Here is a 23,820-nt window from a genome sequence, read left to right as displayed (position 1 = left end):
TAAATCAATCGCTTGTTTTATATCTTCGGAAAATAATTAAGAATTTTAGTACAAGATTTAATAATTCAACTAAAAACTTAGTTATATTTATACATTCAAATTTTAAATCAATTAAACTCAAACACATGAATCTAAAACCATCAAAAAAAATCATGCTTAGCATGCTTATGGTATGTTTTATCTCAATGGTTTCTTTTGCACAGGAAACCACGATGGAGCAAAAAGAAATTTCCCCTTCAGATCCTATTCCAATGAATCCAGATGTAAAAACTGGTGTGCTTAGTAATGGCCTTACCTATTACATTCAAAACAATGGAAAACCTGAAGACAAAGTAGAATTACGTCTAGCTATAAAAGCTGGATCTATATTAGAAACGGAAGACCAAAGAGGACTAGCTCACTTTATGGAGCATATGAACTTCAACGGAACTACAAACTTTAAGAAAAATGAACTCGTTGATTACCTACAAAGCATTGGTGTAGAATTTGGAGCAGATCTAAATGCCTATACTGGTTTTGATCAAACGGTTTACATCTTACCTATTCCTAGTGATGATCCAGAAAAATTGGATAAAGGATTTCAAATATTGCAAGATTGGGCTGGAGGTGCTTTGCTTACTGCAGAAGACATCGACGAAGAGCGAGGTGTTGTGATTGAAGAATATCGTACACGATTAGGTGCCGCAACGAGAATGCAATCGAAATACTTAGACAAAATTGCATATAAATCTCAATATGCAGATCGTTTGCCTATTGGCACAAAAGAGAACCTAGAAAACTTTAAATATGAAAGCTTAAGAAACTTTCAAAAAGATTGGTATCGCCCAAACCTAATGGCAGTTATTGCTGTTGGAGACTTGGATGTAGAGACTCTTGAAAAAAAGATCAAAGCTAATTTTAGTGGTCTAGAAAACCCTAAAAACCCTAAGCCTAGACAAGAGTTTGGTTCTGAAAACCATGAAGGCACATTTGTCGCTATCGAATGGGACGAAGAGGCAACTGGAAGTCAGGTACAAATCTATTACAAAGATAAAGGTGATGTTAAAAAGACCAGAACTGTAAAGGATTACAGAGATAATATGGTTGAAGGCTTATTCACTCAAATGATTAATAACCGACTTAGAGAATACAGCAACAAACCTAATCCGCCATTTATTTTCGGATTTTCATTTCATGGTGGTATCATCGGAAATAAAGAAGCCTATCAATCTATCGCGCAGACTAACGAAACTGGTCAGTTAGAAGCCTTAAAAACCCTTTTAGAAGAAAATGAACGTGTAAAGCGTTTTGGGTTTAATGCATCAGAATTAGAGCGTGCTAAAAAGGATTACTTTGCTAGAACAGAGCGTTCTTATAAAGATAGAGATAAACAAGAGTCTGGGAGAATTGTAGGTCGCTATATTCAAAATTTCTTACAGGAAAGTCCAATGCCTGGTGCTGAATGGACATACAACTATGTAAAATCACAATTGCCTACAATAAAGCTTGAAGAAGTTAACGGATTGATTAAAGATTTCTTACATGACGATAATCGCTTAGTGGTACTTACTGGTCCGAAAAAAGATGGATTAACAAAAGTAACCGAAAAAGAAGTTATCGATTTATTAGATAGCGTTAAAAATGCAGAGCTAAAAGGATATGAAGACGAAGAAGTGCGTTCAGAATTAATGGCTAACAAACCTGCTAAAGGAAGTATTAGTAATGTTACAGTTAATAACAAAGGAAAATTAAATGAAACAACAACCATGACCTTGAGTAATGGTGCTAAAGTAACCTACAAGAAAACGGATTTTAAAAATGATGAAATCTTATTTGAGGCCTTTAGTTATGGTGGTACATCCTTATACTCTGATGATGTTTTAAAGCAAACAGCGAGTGCAAATGGAGGATTAACTGAAGCTGGTATTGACGGACTTTCAAAAAATGACATGACAAAAGTGATGTCTGGTAAAATTGCTAACGTTAGACCTTACATTGGAGGTTTAGACGAAGGAATGAGAGGTTCTACAACACCAAAAGATTTGGAAACCATGTTCCAGATGGTTCATTTATATTTTACAAAATTAGATAAAGATCCTGAAGCATTTGCATCATTTATTAGCAAGCAAAAAGCATTTTTAGGTAACATTCTATCTAATCCTAATGTATCATTTTCAATTGCTTTAGGTGAATTCTTAAATGAAGGAAATCCAAGATATACAGGGTTTCCAACTCCTGAACGACTAGACAAAGCCAATTATGATCTTGCCTATGAAAAGTATAAGGAACGTTTTGCAAATGCAGGTGATTTCAATTTTTATTTCGTTGGAAATATCGATGAAGCTAAAATTGCTGAGTTAGCCGAAACCTATATCGCATCACTGCCTGGGACTTCAGAAAGAGAAATGTATAACGTATCTTCTTTTAGACCAAAATCTGGAGCTCAAGAGTTCACATATAGAAAAGGTACAGAGCCAAAGAGTCAAGTTAATCTTGTCTTTAGAGGTGAAACTAAATATGATGTTAATGAAGCCAGAGCTATGAATGCTTTAGGCGAAATCTTGAGTATTAAGCTTATTGAAAAATTAAGAGAAGAAGAAGGTGGCGTTTATGGCGCTGGTGCTAGAGGAGCGATACGTAAAATTCCATACGGAAATTTCAACTTTAGTATCTCCTTCCCATGTGCTCCTGAAAATGCCGAAAAGCTCGCAGCAGCTTCTATAGCTGAACTTCAGAAAATTATTGATAACGGTCCTGAAGCCACAGATCTTGACAAAGTAAAGAAAGCTTTGTTACTAACAAGAAAAGAGCAATTAGAACAAAACCGTTTCTGGTTATCGGCTATTAAAAATGCAGATTACAACAAATCAGATTTAGATAATGTTGTAAATTATGAAGCTAATGTAAATGCCTTGACAACAGAAGATATTCATAATGTTGCTAAGAAATACTTACAAGATGGTTATTTGAAAGCGATTTTGTTACCAGAAGAATAATATCCCATCACTCTATAAAATAAAAAGCAGCCTATTCAGGCTGCTTTTTTTATAACCAATCAGCTTCATTTCTAAACAAATAGACACCTCTGCATATATTGCAATACTGTTAACAACTTCCATTTCCAAAACTCGTAAATAATCGTATTTTTACAGTTGAAGAAAGTATAAAAACTTCAGTAAATAAAACCAAATCATTAATGGGTAAAATCATTGCAATTGCCAATCAAAAAGGAGGCGTTGGAAAAACAACGACTTCTGTAAATTTAGCAGCATCATTAGGAGTTCTAGAAAAAAAAGTCTTGCTTATCGACGCAGATCCGCAGGCTAATGCTACTTCCGGACTTGGCATTGATGTAGAACAAGTTGAGATTGGAACCTACCAGTTATTAGAGCATACGGCATCGGCCGAAGAATGCATCATAGAAACCGATTCACCTAATGTAGATATCATACCTGCTCATATCGACTTAGTTGCTATTGAAATTGAGCTAGTAGATAAAGATGAACGGGAATATATGCTCAGAAAGGCTGTATCGCACTTAAAATCATCTTATGATTATATCTTAATCGACTGTGCTCCTTCTCTGGGATTATTAACTTTAAATGCGCTTACAGCATCCGATTCTGTTATTATTCCTATTCAGTGTGAATATTTTGCACTCGAAGGTTTAGGGAAATTATTGAATACTGTAAAAAGTGTTCAAAAAATTCATAATACCGAGTTAGATATTGAAGGAATGTTGCTTACAATGTTTGATCAACGATTACGTTTATCAAATCAGGTAGTAGAAGAAGTACAAAAGCATTTTAGTGATATGGTTTTTGAAACCATCATCCAAAGAAATGTAAGACTAGGCGAAGCACCAAGCTATGGAGAAAGTATCATTAAATATGATGTGAGTAGTAAAGGTGCTACAAATTATTTAAGTTTAGCAAAAGAAATAATAAACAAGAACTCATAATGGCGAAGGCAACAAAAAAACAAGCATTAGGTAGAGGTTTATCTGCATTGTTGAAAGATCCTTCTAATGATATAAAATCTGCAAATGATAAAAATGCAGATACTATTATTGGTAATATTGTAGAACTAGATATAGAGGCCATTGAAATTAATCCGTTTCAACCACGTACCAATTTCAATGAAGAAACCTTACGCGAATTAGCATCATCGATAAAAGAGTTGGGTGTTATACAGCCAATTACAGTTAGAAAATTGGAATTCAACAAATTTCAATTGGTATCTGGAGAACGTCGTTTTAGAGCTTCAAAATTAATTGGTTTAAAAACCATTCCTGCCTACATACGAATTGCCAATGACCAAGAGTCCTTAGAAATGGCGCTGGTGGAAAATATTCAACGCCAAGATTTAGATCCTATTGAAATTGCACTGTCCTATCAGCGATTAATTGATGAGATTGCTTTAACGCAAGAACAAATGAGTGAGCGTGTAGGAAAAAAGCGTTCTACTATTGCAAACTATTTACGATTGCTAAAATTAGATCCAATCATTCAAACTGGCATGCGCGACGGGTTTATTTCTATGGGTCATGGTCGTGCTATAATTAATATTGAGGATCAAAGTGTTCAGTTAGATATCTATGAAAAGATTATTACTGATAAATTATCTGTTAGAGCCACTGAAGCCCTAGTTAAAAATTACCACAACCCAACAGCCAAAAAACCTTCTGAAAGTCAAGAACTACCTAAATTTGTTAAAAAAGGCATAAAAGAATTTTCGGAATACTTTGGTCATAAAATTGGCGTTAAACTATCTAAGAATGGTAAAGGTCAAATAACAATTCCGTTTCATTCTGAAGAAGATTTCAATCGTATTAAAAAACTAGTGCAACGTGCTAAATAAATTAGTTTACAGCTTACTTTTTTCTCTTTTTTTCAGTGGTGTCATTTTCGCTCAAGAAAATAAAAAAACTGAAGACATTAATACTGATTTAGTAGTTGTCAAAGATTCTATTAAAACGAAAAGAGAGCCTCTTAATGTTTTAGCGCCTTCAAAAGCAGCGTTTTATTCTGCTATTCTTCCTGGTTTGGGACAAGCCTACAACAAAAAGTATTGGAAAATCCCAATAGCTTATGCTTTGATTGGTACACCATTGTATTTCTATATCAAAAACGATAAGGACTATAACTTATATCGTGATGCCTATAAAAGACGTTTGGCTGGTTTTGGTCAAGGCTCTGAAGGCGACCCTTTTCCAAATGTTTCCAATGACGGACTTATTAGAGCCCAACAACAGTTACGACGAAACAAAGAATTAGCCCTATTAATAACTATAGGAATGTATGCTTTAAATATTATCGACGCTAATGTTGATGCACATTTATTGCAATTTAATGTGGATGAAGACCTATCGTTACGACCACATTTTAAATACAACCAAATGGAAAATAATACGGATTTAGGTTTTACATTGAATTTCAAATTCTGACGTATGAATATCGGATTATTAGGTTACGGAAAAATGGGAAAAGCAATTGAAAAAATTGCCTTAGAACGTGGACATGATATCACTTTAAAAGTTTCAAGTTCTACTAAAGATTTCACATTAGATAGCATTGATGTCGCTATCGATTTTAGTCTACCATCTACTGCTGTTACTAACATCACCAAATGTTTTAATGCTAATGTACCTGTGATTTCTGGAACAACCGGATGGTTAGAGCAGTACGATGATATGATATCGCTTTGCTCTTCTAAAAATGGTACCTTTTTATACGCCTCAAATTTTAGTCTTGGTGTTAATATCTTCTTTGAGATCAATAAGACACTAGCTAAACTCATGCGAAGTTTACCAGACTATAAAACGAGTATAGAAGAAATTCATCATACACAAAAACTAGATGCTCCAAGTGGTACTGCTATTACGTTGGCAGATGACATTATTGAGCAAACTAACTATAAAAATTGGAGCTTAGATGCACCAAAACAAAATGAGATTGGTATTTTAGCAAAACGTATTGAAAATGTACCTGGCACACATGAGATTAATTATGATTCTGAAGTCGATAGTATACAAATAAAACATACGGCTCATAGTAGACAAGGCTTTGCTTTAGGCGCTGTTATTGCTGCAGAATATGTTCATGACAAAAAAGGAATATTTACAATGAAAGATGTATTAAATATAAGTTAACATAAGTATTTGATGTAACATTGTCTAATACAATTCAACTGACAACACAAACAAAAAACTATGACTATCACAGAGTGGTTAATATTTATTCTAGTAATTCAAGTTATACACGGACTTGGAACATGGAAATTGTATGTAAAAGCAGGACGCCAGGCTTGGGAAGCTTTTGTGCCTGTATATAATGCTGTAATTTTAATGAAGATTATAAAGCGTCCTTGGTGGTGGACGATTTTACTATTTGTACCCATAGTGAACTTGATTATGTTTATTATTGTTTGGGTAGAAACTGCGCGAAGCTTTGGGAAAAATCAGTATCTCGATACCTTTTTAGCCGTTATCACTTTGGGGTTTTATAACTATTACCTTAATTATGCTACAGATGTTACTTATGTACAAGATAGAGACATAAACCCAAAGTCTAGTTCTGGTGATTGGGTAAGCTCTATTTTATTTGCCATTGTGGCAGCCACCATTGTACACACCTATTTTGTGCAACCGTTTACTATACCAAGTTCATCTCTTGAAAAATCCTTATTAGTAGGTGATTTCCTGTTTGTTAGCAAAGTGCATTATGGAGCACGTATTCCAATGACTACCGTTGCCACTCCTATGGTACATGATACGATTCCTCTTGCAAAAGTTAAGTCATACCTATATAATGATAAACTAGAAGAGAACAAATCCTCATTAAAGAATAAGTTACAGCTGCCTTACATGAGAATTCCTGGTTTTGAAAGTATAGAACGCAATGATATTGTCGTTTTTAATCAGCCTGCTGATACATTAGTTAATATGAACGACTTTACTCCAGATCGGAATTATTATAAGCCTATTGACAAGCGAACGAATTTAGTCAAACGTTGTGTTGGTATTCCTGGTGATTCATTAGAAGTAAAAGGAGGTTATGTCTATATTAATGGTCAAAAAAATGAATTACCCGATCGTGCAAAATTGCAGCACTATTATACTTGGATATCCAAATCTAATATCACCCAAAATTTTGTTGATACTTATGAAATAGAGAATTTTTGGAGATTTTATAAAATAGAAAATCAATTGTGGGATGATCAGAGAGTAAAAGATTATTTAGCTGAGGAAGATAGATCATACTTAAAAGAATCATCAAGAGATTCACTTATGACTGAGGTTGTCGGTTACATTCAATACGATGACATGATAAAGTTAAGGATGAAGCCTATTGAGAATAAGTTTAATATAAACCTTACTGCTGAAAATGCTGCCAAAATTAAAAGCTCATCAAATACAGTATCACTAAATCAATTCTCTTATCAGCTAAGAAACCCAACTGTTTTTCCTCATAATCCACAATACAATTGGAATTATGATAATTTCGGACCAGTTTATATTCCAAAAAAGGGAGAAACTATTGAGTTAAACATGGAAGTTTTACCGCTTTATAAACGTTTAATCTCAGAATATGAAGGCAAAAAAGTAACAACACGTGGTAATCAAATTCTAATTGAAGGAGAACCAGCTACATCTTATACATTCGATCAAGACTACTATTGGATGATGGGAGATAATAGAAACAATTCCATCGATTCTCGTGGTTGGGGATATGTTCCTTTTGACCATGTCGTTGGTAAACCTGTATTTATATGGATGAGTTGGGATGGTATTAAAAATCCGCGTTGGGAACGCTGGTTTACAACTGTAGGAGGCTCAGGTAAACCTGTATCCTACTTAATTCCGTTTTTAGTGCTCTTAGCTGCTTGGATTGGATACAGTAAATGGCGTAAGAAGAAAAAAGCAAAATAAGGTTTTATTTGTAGCATATGGACGTAGTTTTACATCCAACATATTTTCCGAGTATAGCTCATTTTGCTGCCATGCTTCAAGCAGATCGTATCATTTTTGAAGTCTGCGATAATTACCAAAAACAAACATACAGAAATCGTGCATCTATTTTTGGTGCTAATGGTAAACTGGATCTTAATGTTCCTGTTGTGTATTCTCAAAAGAATAGACAGCTATCTAAAGATGTTGCTATTTTCAATTCTGAAAATTGGCAAACACAGCATCTTAAATCGCTTGAATCTGCTTACCGCACCTCTCCTTTCTTCGAATTCTATATTGATGATGTATTGCCTTTATTTCAAATGGAAAGCAAGACGATAATGGCGTTTAACTTTACATGTATTGAAGTCATTTTTGAGTGTTTACAATTGCCTTTTTCCTATAATACAACTCAGCAATTCGATCCAAAACTAAAGGGAGTCATTGATGCTAGAGGTTTAGTTAATAGCCGAAAAGAAATTCAGCAAAACCTCACACCTTATGCTCAGGTATTTGATTCCAAACATGGGTTTATTCCAAATCTCAGCATTCTAGATTTACTATTTAACGAAGGTCCTAACACAGAGCTTTACCTCGAATCGCAAACCTTAAATCTGTAATGTTACAGCCTTTTGTTCATTATGGGATTCATTTCCTATTGCCACTAATAATTGCCTTAGTGTTTTTTAGAAAGCAGTGGCTCATAGTATATGTCATTATGTTAGGTGCTTTTATAATTGATTTAGATCATGTGTTAGCCAATCCTATGTTTGACCCAAACAGATGCAGTATAAATTTTCATCCGCTTCACTCCTACTATGCTATTGGTGTATATGTACTCTTGACCATTTGGAAAAAGACCAGATGCATTGGATTGGGTTTAGTCATACACATCATTGCAGACCAAGCAGATTGTTGGATGATGTAGTTATTTGAGCTTAACCTTAGCCATAATTGGGTAATGATCGGAATATTGAACATCAAAGGTTTTAAAGGCATTAATTTCAAATCCGTCATCTACCAAAACAAAATCAATACGCACAGGAAAGAATTTAAAATCGAAGGTTCTTCCAAAACCATTCCCAGCTTGCTCAAAGGCATCTTTTAAATCACCTTTAATTTCTTTATACACATACGAATATGCTGTATTGTTAAAATCACCACAGATAATCATTTGATATTTGCATTTGGATTGATGCTTTAAAAATAATTCAGCCTGTGATTGCTGCATCTTAAACGTAGAACTCACACGGTTAAATAAGTTGCCAGAATCCTCTTTAGCTAAGCTTTCAACGTCGGAATTTATTCGCAACGATTCTAAGTGTAAATTATAAACTCGTATGGTGTCGCTTTTAACAATAACGTCTACGAATATGGCATTATTAGACGTGTTAGGAAACGCTATCGAACCTGAATTAATAATTGGATACTTAGTCAAAATGGCCTGACCACTCTTTACTTTATTACCTGTAATCTTTTCATATTTATGATAGCCATCAAAATGCATATCATCATCTCGCCTATATTCCTGCAAACACAAAATATCTGGTTGCTTTTCAGAAATAAAAGTCAAAATGTTCTCCTTTATATTCGGGCTATCGATCCAATCAAAAATATTGAATAATCGAACATTATAGTTCATTACCGAAAGATTTTGATGGTCATCAACATTCTTTGACGATGAAAATTTGTAGAGAGAGAATACATAACTATAACCAATTAAAAGCACAACCAAAGACACTAATAGTTGCCTCTTAACTTTGAGCAACCAATACACTAAAAATAGAATATTAATAATGATTAAAAATGGTACAGCTAGACTAAGAACCGATAAAAACGCAAACTTTTCTGGTTCGATATAAGGTAGAATGTAAGATAATAACAAAGCAAATGCCATCAACGAATTGACGACAAATATCAGCTTCTCATAACGTTTAAGTTTACGCATATGGTTTAATCCTTACCTGCTTTAAATAAAAATGCCTTTTCTTCTTTAGTTAAACTTTCGTAACCACTTTTACTGATTTTATCCAGAATGAGGTCTACTTTTTTCTGATTATTAAACTCATTAAACTCGTCTTTATTATGACCAGCAAAAGGTTTCTTCTTCTTTTTATGAACTGTCTTAAGTGGTGATTTTGGTTTGAACACATTAGCTATCTTATCCATGAATCGTCCAAATCCTTCACCAATATCTTTTCCTTTTAACAATTGGGTAGCATACAGATAACCTAATAAAACACCACCTAAATGTGCAACATTACCACCTTGATTGTTTCCAAACAGACCTATGGTATCAAATGCAACAAGGGCAACTCCAATATACCATAACTTAATTTTTACTGAAAAAAAACGAGCTTCACGATATGGCATATAGGCACAAATAAAAATCAATAAAGCACGTACACCAGCCGATGCACCTACAAGTGCTCCAGCATTAGCTAATACTAAACGCTCTGGCAAAATATTATAGATGGCTAAATAGGCCAAGCCTCCTGTTATAATCCCAAGGAAATAGATATTTAGTGATTGCTTACTTGGAAATATATTAACCATGGTTCTCGACACAAAATAGAGCACCAACATGTTAAAGAGGAGATGAAAAAAATCATAATGCGTGAATCCGTAAGTAATAATAGACCAAGGTCTAGTTAAGAACTCAAAGAAATCTTTCGGCAACTCAAGCCATGTCAACGTGTTTCCTCTTGGTACTCGTCTTATAAGCATTAGTACCCAACCCAAGAAAAAGATTCCAATGTTTACTGCTATAATCTTCTCAAAAACATTTAAGCGTTTAAGCTTGTCTTTAAAGTCGTAAGTTAAAGAAGTCATCGATCCCAACGGTTTTTGTTAAACTGTGTTTTCTTCCAATACCACATAATTAAGAAGCCCGTAATAGCACCTCCAACGTGAGCCATATAAGCTGTATTACTAGGACTAAAGAATGATTGATCAGTTAGTGCAGATATAATATCAAGGATAATAATTCCTGGAATAAAATATTTAGCTTTTATTGGAATTGGCAAAAAAATCAACATCAATTTGGCTTCAGGATTCATCATCCCAAAAGCAGCTAAAACTCCCATAATACATCCTGAAGCCCCTACCATTGGTAAAAAGAAAACTTCGGTTAGCTTATCTCCAACTGCAGTAAAAACCTTTCCTTCACTCAAAGTTTCTATTATATAACTATTGCTAACACCTCCATCTAGTAGAGCTTGTTTTAGTGGCAAATATTCAAAATAGTGATAGCCTAATTGAAAGAAAACTGCTCCAAGACCTGCAGATATGTATATAAATAAAAATTTCTTTGAACCCAATTGATGTTCAACAGCAGTTCCAAACATCCAAAGAGCAAACATATTAAAAAATATGTGCATCACATCTGCATGCATAAACATGTGCGTAAAAATTTGCCATGGCTGAAATAATGGATTCTCAGGAAAATACAGAGCAAACCACTGCATAAATAATTCTCCACCACCCAATGTCATTCTACCAATGAATACGACCACATTGATGATCAATAGATGTTTAACTGTATCAGTAATCTTCATCATAATCTTTACATAAATTTTTTATCAAAATCATCAACGCTCATCGTAATGAATGTGATTCTATTAGTTGGTGAAACTGATGGTTCTTTACAAGCAAACAAACTATTCACCAAATGCTCCTGCTCTAATCGTGTTAAGGACTGACCTGTTTTAATAGCCAAACTCTTCGACATCGATTTTGCCAATAAATCTGTAGCACTAAAATTGCTATCTGGAACCTCCTGCTCTACATCACTTATCAATTGTTCCAAAATAATAGACACCTCACTTTCAGGCACATTAATTGGTACACCTGTAATTTCTATAGCCTTGTCCTTAAACGATGAAAACACAAAACCAGTATGTTCTAGATCTTCTTTTAGCTGTCTTAATGATTCCATTTCCGTAGAAGTAAATTCCAAAGTCAATGGAAATAATAATTGCTGACTTACAGCTTCTTTAACCGTCAGGTGCTTCAAAAACCCTTCATAAAGTACACGTTGATGTGAACGATGCTGATCTAAAATTAGCATTCCAGACTTTATCGTACTAATGATATACTTGTTGTGAAGTTGATACGTAGTTTGCGTCGTTTCAACTAATTTATCTTCAGCAAATAACGATGCGTTTTCAGATTCACTTTCAAATTCGACTTCACTAAAATCATGCTCTACCTTGGTACCTTTAGACTCTAATCCAACATATAAACTTTCCCATTGAGCTGCCGGCTCTTTTCTATAAGACGTCGACACGCCACTAGACTTAGATACTGGTTTTTCATCTTGAAACGGATTAAACGAACGATCGACTTCAATCGTTGGTGTAGATGCATTTTTATCTTTATAATCGTAAGGTGTATCTAAGTTGTTATCACGATCGAAATCTAATACAGGTGCAATATTGAACTGACCCAAACTATGCTTTACCGAAGATCTCAAAATCGCATATAACGTATGCTCATCATCAAATTTGATCTCCGTTTTAGTTGGATGAATATTAATATCTATGGTCTTGGGATCAACCGTTAAATTCAAAAAATAACTCGGATAACTACCGTCTTTTACCAAACCTTCATATGCCGAGTTTATGGCATGATTTAAATAGGCACTTTTAATAAATCGATTATTGACAAAAAAGAACTGTTCACTCTTAGTGCGCTTAGCAAACTCGGGTTTCCCAACAAATCCTGAAATTTTTAGCACTTCAGTTTCTTCCTCAACAGGAACTAATTTTTCGTTGGTCTTTCCTCCAAAAATATTAACGATACGCTGTCTGTAATTGCTTTCTGGTAAATTAAAACTCTCACTACCATTGTGATACATAGCAAAAGTAATAGTTGGATGTGCTAAAGCAACACGATGAAACTCATCTATGATATGTCGTAACTCTACATTATTTGATTTTAGAAAATTTCGTCTTGCAGGAATATTAAAAAACAAATTCTTTACAGATAGTGATGTTCCTTTAGGTGTTACGGTAACCTCTTGACTCTTAATAGTACTTCCCTCAATTTCTATAAGCGTTCCTAACTCATCATCGTCTAACTTTGTTTTTAATTCGACATGAGCTATCGCAGCAATACTAGCTAAAGCCTCGCCTCGAAACCCCTTAGTATTTAAACTGAATAGGTCTTCAGCAGAACGTATTTTTGACGTGGCATGGCGTTCAAAACTTAATCGTGCATCTGTGGCACTCATCCCTTTGCCATTATCAATAACTTGAATAAGAGCCTTACCTGCGTCTTTTACAATAAGCTTTATAGAATTTGCGCCAGCATCTATGGCATTTTCTAATAATTCTTTAACCACCGAAGCTGGGCGTTGCACAACTTCTCCTGCTGCTATTTGATTCGCAACATGGTCTGGTAACAATTGAATAATGTCTGCCATTAGCGTTTAAGGGAGAAAATGGATAAATCGAAATCTATAATGTATAGAAACACTAAAACGAAGATTCCAATTAAAATTAGGATGGTTCTATTAAATTCAGAATTATTTCTGGTTCTGTTCTTTATTCTGTTTTCATGCCATTGGCCAGAAATATCATTTTTATTATAGGTGTCGGCATAGGCATCAATCTTAGTTGGGTATTGCGTGGTATCTGTATCTTCTTTACCATTATAATATCGCGGTGTATAGTTGAACCTTTTATTTCTAGGTAATCTTTTGATTAAAGTAAATTTTATTGGACCCATAGTACAATTATTTAATATATCTGTTAAGGATATAAATTAAAACAAAAAGCGCTACTAAAATTAGTATTAAAGCCGGTAGAGAGGTTAATATACTGCCTTTACGCCTTGTATGACCTCGCATGTCTTCCCACTTCGCTTTCAAGTCTTCTTTAGACTCTTCCCGATAACCTTCGGTATCAGAACCCTTCAAACGTGACTTATAACTAAAACGCCTATTTTTTCTTTGATTAAACAAGTTGACTGACTTAATTAAACCTGATATATCTCAAAAGTACAGAAATTACAAGGAAAAAACACTTAAGGATTCGCTAAAATTATTAACAAAAAGAATGCCAACTCCTTAAATGAATTCAAAATCTCAAAAACTAAATTTTGAAAGTGAAGCTATTTGACGGTGTACCAGAAGGACTGCAAAAGTGTCCAATTTGGCACAGCCCAATTTAACCTATGACATTAAAGATTAAAAATGTACTAGCGTCTAGAAAGTTCGGCCATTTTAATTGCCGCAATAGCAGCTTCAGTGCCTTTATTACCATGCTTACCTCCAGAACGATCAATCGATTGCTGCATCGTATTATCGGTAAGTACACAAAAGATGACAGGCGTATCAGACGTTAAATTCAACGCTTTGATACCATGTGTCACTCCTTCACAAACAAAATCAAAATGTTTGGTTTCACCTTGTATCACACAGCCAATGGCAATAACAGCATCAACGTTTTGGTCGAGCATTTTTTTGCTGCCATAGATCAGTTCAAAACTGCCAGGAACATCCCATTTGATAATGTTATCAGCTAATGCACCACAGTCTATTAAGGCGTCATAAGCACCTTGAAATAGACCATTTGTGATGGTATCATTCCATTCAGAAACAACAATCCCAAACCGAAAGTCTTTCGCGTTTGGGATTGTGTTTTTATCGTAGTTTGATAAATTATGATTTGCAGTTGCCATAATTATTTGCTTGCTTCTGCTCTACCAATAAACGTTTCTATATTCTTAGCCTGATCTGAATCTGAAAAATCAGATTTGATTCTCTTATAATAACCTAACGCCTTATCCGATTGTCCTAACGTCTGTGCTACATTTGCAGCTTTCAATAAGTACATAGGTGTTGTATAGTCATTCGTAGAGGCTTTGATTGCTTGTTCATAATAGTCTAAAGCTTCTGGTAATTGTTCTAATTGTACAAACGCATCTCCTATACCACCTTTAGCTAATGGCCCTAAAACAGCATCACTTGTTTTAAAATCACCTAAATATTTTACAGCATTCGTATAATCTTTTAAGTTTAAATAAGCCATACCAGCCTGATAGTTTGCTATATTTCCAGCCGATGTACTACCATATTGGTCTGCAATATCAGATAAACCTAACTTACCTTCAGCGCCATCTAGTGCAATTGTTAATAACGAATCTTTATTAGCTCCTGTTACAAATGCATCTTCAAAATGTTTCTGTGCAATATACATTTCATTCATAGCTTCTTTAGCCTTAGGACCAGCAATATATTTGTTGTATCCTAAATAAGCTAGTGCAATAACTGCTGCTAAACCTACAATAATGAAAATACCTTTTTGATTTCTCGCCACAAAGTCTTCAGCTTTATTAGCGCCTTCATCTAAAGTGTTAAATACTTCTGCCGTTGTAGACTCTTGTTCTAAAACTTCTATTTTTTCACCTTTTTCCTTTATCGGTTTCGGTTTGTATCCTCTTTTCTTATATGTTGCCATAATTCTGTATTTGTGCCCGCAAAAATAAAATTTTTATTGGGATTTAAAAGGTAAATTATTTGTTATTTTTACTTCCGCTTACAATAAAGCCAACCTTATTAAGAATATTCCTATTAGTTTTATGATTTTAAACACGTTAAGCTTAGTTAATTACAAGAATTTTGAAAGTCAGGATTTTGAATTTGATACTAAAATTAACTGTTTTGTTGGAGCCAATGGTGTCGGTAAAACCAATGCACTTGACGCTATTTACCATTTATCCTTCGGAAAAAGTTACTTCAACCCTGTTGCCACGCAAAATATTAAACACGATGAAGACTTTTTTGTTATAGATGGGATTTTCAGTAAAAATGATAAAACTGAAAAAATTGTGGTGTCCTTAAAGCGCGGACAAAAAAAAATGATTAAACGCAATGGGAAAGCGTATGAGAAGTTTAGCGATCATATTGGGTTTATTCCTTTGGTTATTATTTCACCTGCAGATCGCGATCTCATCATTGAAGGTAGTGATACACGACGTAAGTTTATTGATAGCGTCATATCGCAAAGTGACAAAAGCTACCTCAATAATTTGATTAACTACAATAAAGTATTGTCACAACGTAATGCTTTACTCAAATACTTTGCGCTTAATAACACGTTTAATGCACAAACATTAGAGGTATATAATGAGCAATTATCAATCTATGGCAGTGAGATTTTTAAAACGCGTGATGCCTTTCTAAAAACATTCATTCCAATATTTAAAGCGCGTTATGAAGCCATTAGCAATAAAAATGAAGCTGTGAATTTGAAGTATAAGAGCGATTTGTTTGATGGTGACTTGCAAACCTTATTAGCCAATAACATCAATAAAGATAAAGCCTTGCAATATACGAGCGTTGGAATTCATAAGGATGATCTCAACTTTCAGATTGACACCTATCCTATTAAAAAATTTGGAAGTCAAGGTCAGCAAAAATCTTTCCTAATTGCTCTAAAAATGGCGCAATTCGACTTTATAAAGCAACAAAGTGGTGTCACACCATTGTTATTATTGGATGATATTTTTGATAAGTTAGACGAAAACCGGGTGGCACAAATTATCAGTTTGGTGGATAATGATGATTTCGGACAATTATTCATAAGTGATACACATGCCGAGCGTACCGAAAATGTAGTGAAGCAAATCCATCAATCGTATAAAATTTTCAAATTATGAAAAAAATCCTACTCCTACTCTTTGTTAGTATCACATTGGGTTGCTCAAAAGATCCTGAAACCTTTATCATGCATCTAGAAGGCTATTGGGAAATCGACGAAGTCACACTTAGCGATGGTTCTAAAAGAGATTACAGATTTAACAATACGATAGATTATATCCAAGTTTCAGATAGTTTAACAGGTTCTCGCCGGAAACTAAAGCCCAATCTTTTAGGGAAATATGAAACATCAAAAAGTGTGGAGTCATTTCATATAAAACTAGAGAATGATAGTTTAAATATCTATTATAAAACACCTTATGCCAACTGGAAAGAAACCGTGCTAAATGCTACCGAAAATGAGTTGCTCATTATCAATAATACCAATAAAGATATGTATCTTTATAGACGTTATGAACCTCTAGATTTAGACTAATGGCCAAACGACAAAATGATCACTTACCTATAAGCGATATCCTCAAGGAATTTGTGGATACCAATAAGCTACAAGCTGGTTTGGACAAGGTTGATGTGCGTGAAGCTTGGTCTAAAATGATGGGGAATGGTGTGAATAACTACACGACCGATATCAAACTAGATAGAGATACTTTATATGTGTCATTAAGCTCAAGTGTACTTCGTGAAGAGTTAAGTTATGGCAAACAAAAGATTATTGATATGCTTAATGAATCTGTGGGTAAGGAAGTGATTAAAAAGTTGGTACTTAGGTAAGCCTTTAATTACTCATCCAAATAATTAATTTCAAAATATTTCAGTAAATTCATGCCTTAAAAGTTCCAACCGCATGAAATACATCAAACTCATTACAACTTTGGTGCTCACCTTAGTTGTTTTTTATTGTTTAAATACAAAGCTAGGTAGCATCCCTCCCATTGGAAAATTCCTCGATCCTGTAAGTGGTGTCTGGCAAAATGATACCAATGAGGTTATCGACGGAAATGTAACCATCAAAGGCTTATCGGCTCCAGTTACGATTCATTATGACGAACATTTAATTCCGCATGTCTTCGCACAAAACGACGCCGATCTATACAAAGCTCAAGGGTATATTACTGCAAAACACCGTTTGTGGCAAATGGAGTTTCAAACACATGCTGCAGCTGGACGCTTATCTGAAATTGTAGGGGAAAATGCCATAGATTATGATCGTCGTGAACGCAGACGTGGTATGGCGTATGGCGCAGAAAAAGCCTTAGAAAAAATGAAAGATGATCCTGAAGCTATAGCATTCTTAGAAGCCTATCGTGATGGTGTAAATGCTTATATCGAATCTTTGGACACGAAGAGCATTCCGGTAGAATTTAAATTATTGGATTACAAGCCAGAACCTTGGACTATCAAAAAAACAGCCTTGCTTTTGATGTATATGACCAAAATGTTAGCAGGTGGTGATGACGATCTCGAATACACCAACGTCTTACGTAAATTTGGTCAGGAACGCTTCGATTTGCTCTTCCCTGATTTCTTTGATGTGAACGATCCTGTAATTCCTAAAGAGACCGATTGGAGTTTTATTGATACCGAAAAAACAAAAACACCACGAAGTGAATTGCCTCTAGATACCATTAGAGAGACCATTGAAAAGCCACATCCTGATAATGGCAGTAACAACTGGGCAGTTTCAGGCGCTAAATCGGCAACAGGGAATCCAATACTCGCTAACGATCCGCATTTAAGTCTAAACATACCTTCTATTTGGTTTGTCATGCAATTAAGTACACCAAACCATAAAACTATGGGAGCAACACTACCAGGTGCTTTAGGTGTGATTTCAGGATTTAATGAACATATCGCTTGGGGCGAAACCAATGCAACACGCGATGTTTTAGATTGGTATAAAATCGAATTTAAAGACGACACAAGAACGCAGTACAAACATGACAAGCAATGGAAAAACACAAGTGTTCGTGTGGAAAGCATAAAAGTGCGAGGTGCGCAAACGGTTATCGATTCTGTGATCTACACACATCATGGTCCCGTGACTTACGATCATAATTTTAAAAGTGATAACGAACGTGCTGGCTATGCCATGAAATGGGTTGGTCATATTGGTGGCAATAACCAACGTCCGTTTTTAGCACTCAATAAGGCCAAGAATTACGACGATTATGTCGATGCTTTAAAAACATATACAGCACCTGCGCAAAATTTTGTATTCGCCTCTACCGAAGGTGATATTGCCTTGTGGATTCAAGGACTCTTTCCAAATAAGTGGGAAGGTCAAGGCAAATTCTTAATGGATGGTTCTAATCCGGATCACGATTGGCAAAGTTTTATTCCGCAAGCTTTTAATGCGCATGTCAAGAATCCCGAACGTGGTTTTGTGAGTTCTGCCAACCAGCATCCTGTGGATGAAAGTTATCCGTTCTACGTATTTAACGATGGCTACGAAACCTATCGCAATCGTGTGATTAATAGTTTCTTCAGCTCTAAGAAAAAATTCTCTGTAGACGACTTTAAAGCGCTTCACAATAACAACTATAATTTAAAAGCGGCCGAACTCTTGCCTCATATGTATGCGCATATGGAAGATTCTGGACTAACACCAGATGAAGAAAAGCTATTGGAGGAATTAAAAGGCTGGGACTTCTATAATGACATTGATAAGGTTGGGCCAAGCATTTGGCGTGCCTGGTGGCATGCACTATATCCAATGATTTGGGATGAGTTTGACAGTGAGGATGAAGCCTTAACCTCACCGTTTACCTATCAAGCCATTTATTTATTGAAACACCATCCTGAAGATCCCTTTATGGATATTCTGGACACACCCGAAAAAGAAACAGCTAATGACCTGTTCTTAAAATCCTTTAAAGAAGCAGCTACCTATCTCACCGAATGGAAAGCCAAGCATGGTGATTACAATTGGGGCGATTTTAAAGGCACATATGTCGGACACCTATTGCAAGGATTGCCTGCCTTTTCGCGCTTTGATTTGCCTATTGGTGGTGATGCCAATATTGTGAATGCCACTTCTAAAAACCATGGGCCATCATGGCGTATGATCGTAGAAATGAGTTCGCCTCCAAAAGCATTGGGAATTTATCCAGGCGGTCAGTCTGGAAACCCAGGAAGCACCTATTACGATAACTTTATAGACGATTGGGCTGCTGGGAACTATCACGAGCTCAATTTTATGCAAAGCGACACAGCAACAAGCGATATCATCTCTACACAAACCTTAACACCTTCTAGCAATGAGTAAGCCAAACATCATCAACTTTATCGTTACGATTATATTAGCCTTGATCTTATCTCAGTTTTTACCTTGGTGGTCGGTTATGGTGGCAGGTTTTGTCTCTGCGCTGTTTTTTAGTTTGAAAAAATCGGCAGTGTTCTTTGTCCCATTTTTTGCCATTCTCCTATTTTGGGTCGTTTATGCGGTTATGGTAAGTAGTGGCAATGACTTTACACTCGCCAAAAAGATCTCGGTACTACTCTATTTAGGTGGAAATCCATATCTCCTCATCCTCGTGACTGGAGTTGTAGGTGGCTTAGCTGCTGGTGTTTCGGCCTTATTAGGAAAACAATTAAGCATTTTAGGAGGACGTTAAAATATTTTATAAACACAGATAGTTAAATACATGGAAATTACACCAGAAAAAGGCTTTAAAGGTTTAATTCAAAATTGGCAAAGTGATTTAATTGCAGCAGTGAGTGTATCACTTATTGCACTACCTCTTTCATTAGGCATTGCTTTGGCAGCAGGTGCACCTGCAATGTCCGGTATCATCTCAGCAATTGTTGGCGGTGTTGTAACAACCCTTTATCGAGGTGGTCATATATCGGTCAACGGACCTGCCAAAGGAGTTATTGCTGTCATACTTTTGGGAATTGTATTGATGGATGATGGTTCTGGGCAAGCATTTAGTTATGTATTGGCAGCAGTGGTCGTTTCAGGTGCTATTCAAGTAGTATTGGGAGTATTGAAATTGGGTCGATTAGCGGATATATTCCATTCTTCTGTAATTCACGGTATTTTGGCAGCAATCGGAATTATCATCTTTGCAAAACAAATCCATGTTGCCTTAGGCACGCATTCAGATAGTCCGAGTATTATACAAAACCTTATTGATGCGGTTCTATACCTACCTCAAGCGAATCCTTTTGTGGTGATTATTGCTTTGGTAGGCTTACTTTTATTATTGTTTCATTCCAAAATCAGTAATCGATTTTTCCATATTTTGCCTACGCCAATGTGGGTCGTCGCTCTTTCCATTCCCTTTGTTTATGCTTTCAATTTCTTTGACCAACATACGCTTTCATTCTTTGGAAAGGCATACGAGGTAGGACCTAATCTGCTGTTGGATATTCCAGATAATATTATGGATTCAATAATGCATCCAAATTTTAGTAAAATCAATACCATTGAATTCTGGACAACCGTAGTATCTATTTTAATCATAACAAGTATTGAATCATTAGCCATTGCGAAAGCTGTTGACAAAATTGACCCTTATAAACGAAAGACGGATTTAAATAAAGATTTGACTGGCATTGGATTGAGTACGATGGTAGCTGGCCTAATTGGAGGTCTGCCAATTATTGCTGTCATTATTAGAAGTACAGTCAATATTCATAATGGTGCAAAGACAAAGTGGTCCAACATGTATCAAGGACTTTTATTGTTAGTTTTTATAGTGGTTTTGAGCCCAATAATGAGACAAGTCCCGCTATGTGCTTTTGCAATTTTACTTGTTTATACTGGGTTTAAATTAGCGTCTCCTGCCGTTTTTAAACAAATTTATAATCAAGGAATCGAGCAATTAATATTTTTTGTTGGCACCATGGTTTTAACACTTTACACCAATTTATTAATTGGTTTACTCGGTGGGTTATTATTGGCACTGGTCATTCACATGTTATTGGCAAGGGTATCCATTTCTCGGTTTTTTAAAATGGTTTATAAATCACGTACAAAATTAATAAAGCGATCAGATGGCAGTTTCGATTTAAAGATTAGAGGTATTGCGAATTTTTTAGGCATTATAAAAGTTGATAAACTAGTGGCTCAAATTCCTTCTGGAGCAGATGTCAATATTGATTTATCAGAAACAAGATTGGTAGGCATTACTTATATGGACTACCTAGTGGACTACCTAAACATACAGAGGGCTACAGGCGGTGAGGTCTTTATATCAGGATTAGATTCTCATGTTTCTTCATCTACCTATAATAGGGCTTTAAAAATTAATATCGCTGGTTCTGGAACTAAACTATCTCAAAGGCAAAAGCGATTACGAAATTTAGCAACTGAGAAAAATTATCAATACGCAAGTCAAGTTGATTGGAATACAGATTATTTAAAGAAGTTCCACTTTTTTGAAATTAGACCTATTGAAGGCAAATACAATTGTCTCAAAGGAACATTTAAAGATTTGGATGTGTCTTGGGAAATTGCAGATGTAACATTCAATGAAGGTCAGGCTTTTACAGCTGAGACGTTTAACACCACTCTAATGGTCTTAAAATTGAATAAAAAAATTCCCGTTTTTACCATGGAAAAAGAAGCTGTATTAGAAAAAATATTTGACAAGGTGATGGCATTTACTGGCTATAAGGACATTGATTTTGATATGTATCCTGATTTTTCTAAAAAATTCTTGCTTATGGGGAATAATGAATCTGAGATTAGGTCATTTTTTTCAGATGAAATCATTCGTTTTTTCGAAAGTCGTCAGATTTATCATTTAGAAAGTAATGGTGAGGCACTAGTTATTTTTGATAAAATCAAATTGGCAAGGACAGATGAAACCATTGCATTTATAGATTATGGTAAAGAATTAGCCACACTCATAGACATAATGGATTAGGATATAGAAATAGAATACAAAAACAAGAAGTAACCGAAAAAGTTTATACTTAAATTTTATAGTAGATGTAAAAGCTAACGAGAGTCTTTCTGATCAACTATTGAATTTAATGAATGTTTATGAATGGTATTGCAGACGGCTTAGCTGCTAGTGTTTTGGCCTTATTAGGAAAACAATTAAGCATTTTAGGAGGACGTTAAAAGATACGTAGAAGTACGTATAAATAGAAGCGTTGTTTTGGTTAACTTTCGGAAAGCATAAATAAACTAGTATGGATTACTTTTCAAATGACTCTGTAAACGAAGACGAAAGAAGAAACACGGCTTTTCAACTTGTTAATGCATTAAGAGAGGTGGTTAGTATTTCGAGAAAATTAAATCAACCTATTTCTTACGAACAGACTATAGATTTGGTTCAAGATTTGAATCCAGAAATTTATGATTCAATTACAGGTTTATTAGATAGAAAAAATGAAAGTGATTGGGTTAAATTTTACAAAGAATTAGCGGACGCTCAATCAACACCAGAAAATGAAGTCAATCCAGTTGATTTAATTGAGAAAGACTTAAAAGATTTAGATAATGTTGCATTGAATAAAGGAAATAAAAGATTTCTAAAGAAACGGATTAGAGATTATAAGAATGCCATTGAATATTTTCAACCACGTAAAATTTCTGAACATAAAATATTAAATCGAGATACTTATTTAGCTGAAAGAAAGGATCTCAAATTAAAGCATAAAATCTATGAGCGAGAAGAGTTTGTTGATTACAAATTAGATAGTGATAATGTTCTTCGTTTAAGACTTTTACATCCGGATAATGCAGAAAATATAATTGGAGCTGACTTAATTTATGAACATCTGGACACAAAAAGTGGACAGATACGTTTTCTACATATGCAATATAAAACTTGGAATAACAAAAGCCTAAATTTTAAAGCTGGTAGTTTAAGTGCTCAAATTGAAAAAATGAGTAAAAACCTTTGTCAAGCAGGATATTGCAATAATGACAAGGGAAAAAAGTCCATTAAAGGATATCGCCTTCCTTATTGTTGTGCATTTCTACGTCCAACAAGCAAACTACAAAATTCTGATAGTAAAATGGTAAGTACAGGACTTCATGTTCCAATATGCGAGGTAAAAAAAATAATGGAAACCGAAAAGTCGTTGAATAAGAAAAATGTAAAAGGTAGGAATGTGTCTTACAAAATATTCGATGAGCTTTTTAACGCAAGAATGATTGGTTCTAGGTGGCTTACCTATGAAGAACATACCAACTTCTATAAAGAAAGAAATTTGCTAGATGTAGATAATATAATTCGATTACACGCTCAAGAAATAATTGCATAAAAACTGTGGCTAACAACGTGTATAGTCAATTGCTCGTTCTTGCCTTGCCTACTTGGAAATTTCT

At 34.9% G+C, this 23,820-nt stretch carries 23 protein-coding genes; 15 read left to right on the top strand and 8 right to left on the bottom strand.

Annotation, left to right across the window (positions count from 1 at the left end):
- The first annotated feature begins 125 nt into the window (after window positions 1-125).
- The 8 genes from KWG70_RS06060 to KWG70_RS06025 all read left to right on the top strand — a co-directional run bounded on the left by KWG70_RS06060 (window position 126) and on the right by KWG70_RS06025 (window position 8,855).
- Entirely contained in the window at window positions 126-2,975 is a 2,850-nt protein-coding gene (locus KWG70_RS06060) for a M16 family metallopeptidase (RefSeq protein WP_230935101.1), read from the top strand.
- A gap of 200 nt (window positions 2,976-3,175) precedes the next feature.
- On the top strand, window positions 3,176-3,940 hold the full coding sequence (locus tag KWG70_RS06055) for a ParA family protein (RefSeq protein ID WP_230935100.1): 765 nt from the start codon (window positions 3,176-3,178) through the stop codon (window positions 3,938-3,940).
- A complete protein-coding gene (locus KWG70_RS06050) occupies window positions 3,940-4,839 on the top strand; it encodes a ParB/RepB/Spo0J family partition protein (RefSeq protein WP_230935099.1) in 900 nt (299 codons plus the stop codon). Before KWG70_RS06055 ends, KWG70_RS06050 begins: the two co-directional genes overlap by 1 nt.
- Window positions 4,829-5,425, top strand: a complete 597-nt coding sequence (locus tag KWG70_RS06045) for a DUF5683 domain-containing protein (RefSeq protein ID WP_230935098.1) — start codon at window positions 4,829-4,831, stop codon at window positions 5,423-5,425. The genes KWG70_RS06050 and KWG70_RS06045 overlap by 11 nt, the downstream gene beginning before the upstream one ends.
- 3 nt (window positions 5,426-5,428) lie before the next feature.
- Window positions 5,429-6,130, top strand: a complete 702-nt coding sequence (dapB, locus tag KWG70_RS06040) for a 4-hydroxy-tetrahydrodipicolinate reductase (protein WP_230935097.1) — start codon at window positions 5,429-5,431, stop codon at window positions 6,128-6,130.
- A gap of 60 nt (window positions 6,131-6,190) precedes the next feature.
- A complete protein-coding gene (gene lepB, locus KWG70_RS06035; RefSeq protein WP_230935096.1) occupies window positions 6,191-7,909 on the top strand; it encodes a signal peptidase I in 1,719 nt (572 codons plus the stop codon).
- Window positions 7,910-7,926: 17 nt separating this feature from the next.
- A complete protein-coding gene (locus KWG70_RS06030; protein WP_230935095.1) occupies window positions 7,927-8,547 on the top strand; it encodes a WbqC family protein in 621 nt (206 codons plus the stop codon).
- A complete protein-coding gene (locus KWG70_RS06025; RefSeq protein ID WP_230935094.1) occupies window positions 8,547-8,855 on the top strand; it encodes a DUF6122 family protein in 309 nt (102 codons plus the stop codon). Before KWG70_RS06030 ends, KWG70_RS06025 begins: the two co-directional genes overlap by 1 nt.
- Here the strand turns inward: KWG70_RS06025 and KWG70_RS06020 are convergent, their stop codons facing one another.
- From KWG70_RS06020 to KWG70_RS05985, 8 genes are all read right to left on the bottom strand, one after another.
- Window positions 8,856-9,875 (bottom strand): endonuclease/exonuclease/phosphatase family protein, encoded by a 1,020-nt coding sequence (locus tag KWG70_RS06020; RefSeq protein ID WP_230935093.1) that lies wholly within the window; start codon window positions 9,873-9,875, stop codon window positions 8,856-8,858.
- A gap of 5 nt (window positions 9,876-9,880) precedes the next feature.
- The gene (locus tag KWG70_RS06015; protein ID WP_230935092.1) at window positions 9,881-10,759 is read right to left on the bottom strand and encodes a rhomboid family intramembrane serine protease; all 879 of its coding nucleotides are present in this window, start codon (window positions 10,757-10,759) and stop codon (window positions 9,881-9,883) included.
- Entirely contained in the window at window positions 10,756-11,487 is a 732-nt protein-coding gene (locus tag KWG70_RS06010; RefSeq protein WP_230935091.1) for a rhomboid family intramembrane serine protease, read from the bottom strand. The genes KWG70_RS06015 and KWG70_RS06010 overlap by 4 nt, the downstream gene beginning before the upstream one ends.
- Window positions 11,488-11,492: 5 nt before the next feature.
- Window positions 11,493-13,352: a DNA mismatch repair endonuclease MutL gene (gene mutL / locus KWG70_RS06005; RefSeq protein ID WP_230935090.1), complete on the bottom strand. Its 1,860-nt coding sequence runs from the start codon at window positions 13,350-13,352 to the stop codon at window positions 11,493-11,495.
- Entirely contained in the window at window positions 13,352-13,657 is a 306-nt protein-coding gene (locus KWG70_RS06000; protein ID WP_230935089.1) for a hypothetical protein, read from the bottom strand. The genes mutL and KWG70_RS06000 overlap by 1 nt, the downstream gene beginning before the upstream one ends.
- A gap of 7 nt (window positions 13,658-13,664) precedes the next feature.
- Window positions 13,665-13,892, bottom strand: coding sequence for a hypothetical protein (locus KWG70_RS05995; protein WP_230935088.1), 228 nt, complete (start codon window positions 13,890-13,892; stop codon window positions 13,665-13,667).
- Window positions 13,893-14,128: 236 nt separating this feature from the next.
- Complete coding sequence (ribH, locus tag KWG70_RS05990; protein WP_230935087.1) at window positions 14,129-14,611, bottom strand: 6,7-dimethyl-8-ribityllumazine synthase; 483 nt, start codon at window positions 14,609-14,611, stop codon at window positions 14,129-14,131.
- Window positions 14,612-14,613: 2 nt separating this feature from the next.
- Window positions 14,614-15,390, bottom strand: a complete 777-nt coding sequence (locus KWG70_RS05985; RefSeq protein WP_230935086.1) for a tetratricopeptide repeat protein — start codon at window positions 15,388-15,390, stop codon at window positions 14,614-14,616.
- Between the two features lie 121 nt (window positions 15,391-15,511).
- Here KWG70_RS05985 and recF point away from each other — a divergent pair, with 121 nt between their 5' ends.
- From recF to KWG70_RS05950, 7 genes are all read left to right on the top strand, one after another.
- A complete protein-coding gene (gene recF, locus KWG70_RS05980; RefSeq protein WP_230935085.1) occupies window positions 15,512-16,591 on the top strand; it encodes a DNA replication/repair protein RecF in 1,080 nt (359 codons plus the stop codon).
- Window positions 16,588-17,007 (top strand): hypothetical protein, encoded by a 420-nt coding sequence (locus KWG70_RS05975; RefSeq protein WP_230935084.1) that lies wholly within the window; start codon window positions 16,588-16,590, stop codon window positions 17,005-17,007. The genes recF and KWG70_RS05975 overlap by 4 nt, the downstream gene beginning before the upstream one ends.
- Entirely contained in the window at window positions 17,007-17,303 is a 297-nt protein-coding gene (locus KWG70_RS05970; protein ID WP_230935083.1) for a DUF721 domain-containing protein, read from the top strand. The genes KWG70_RS05975 and KWG70_RS05970 overlap by 1 nt, the downstream gene beginning before the upstream one ends.
- Before the next feature lie 73 nt (window positions 17,304-17,376).
- A complete protein-coding gene (locus KWG70_RS05965; RefSeq protein WP_230935082.1) occupies window positions 17,377-19,797 on the top strand; it encodes a penicillin acylase family protein in 2,421 nt (806 codons plus the stop codon).
- Complete coding sequence (locus KWG70_RS05960) at window positions 19,790-20,146, top strand: hypothetical protein (RefSeq protein WP_230935081.1); 357 nt, start codon at window positions 19,790-19,792, stop codon at window positions 20,144-20,146. Before KWG70_RS05965 ends, KWG70_RS05960 begins: the two co-directional genes overlap by 8 nt.
- A 30-nt stretch (window positions 20,147-20,176) precedes the next feature.
- Entirely contained in the window at window positions 20,177-22,405 is a 2,229-nt protein-coding gene (locus KWG70_RS05955; protein WP_230935080.1) for a SulP family inorganic anion transporter, read from the top strand.
- Window positions 22,406-22,676: 271 nt separating this feature from the next.
- Window positions 22,677-23,756: a hypothetical protein gene (locus KWG70_RS05950; RefSeq protein WP_230935079.1), complete on the top strand. Its 1,080-nt coding sequence runs from the start codon at window positions 22,677-22,679 to the stop codon at window positions 23,754-23,756.
- Window positions 23,757-23,820: the final 64 nt, after the last annotated feature.

Origin of the sequence: Psychroserpens luteolus, from assembly GCF_021032705.1 — a bacterium.
Lineage (GTDB): Bacteria > Bacteroidota > Bacteroidia > Flavobacteriales > Flavobacteriaceae > Psychroserpens > Psychroserpens luteolus.
Note: the sequence above shows the minus strand (reverse complement) of the source record. Positions and strands in the feature narration are given on the sequence as shown.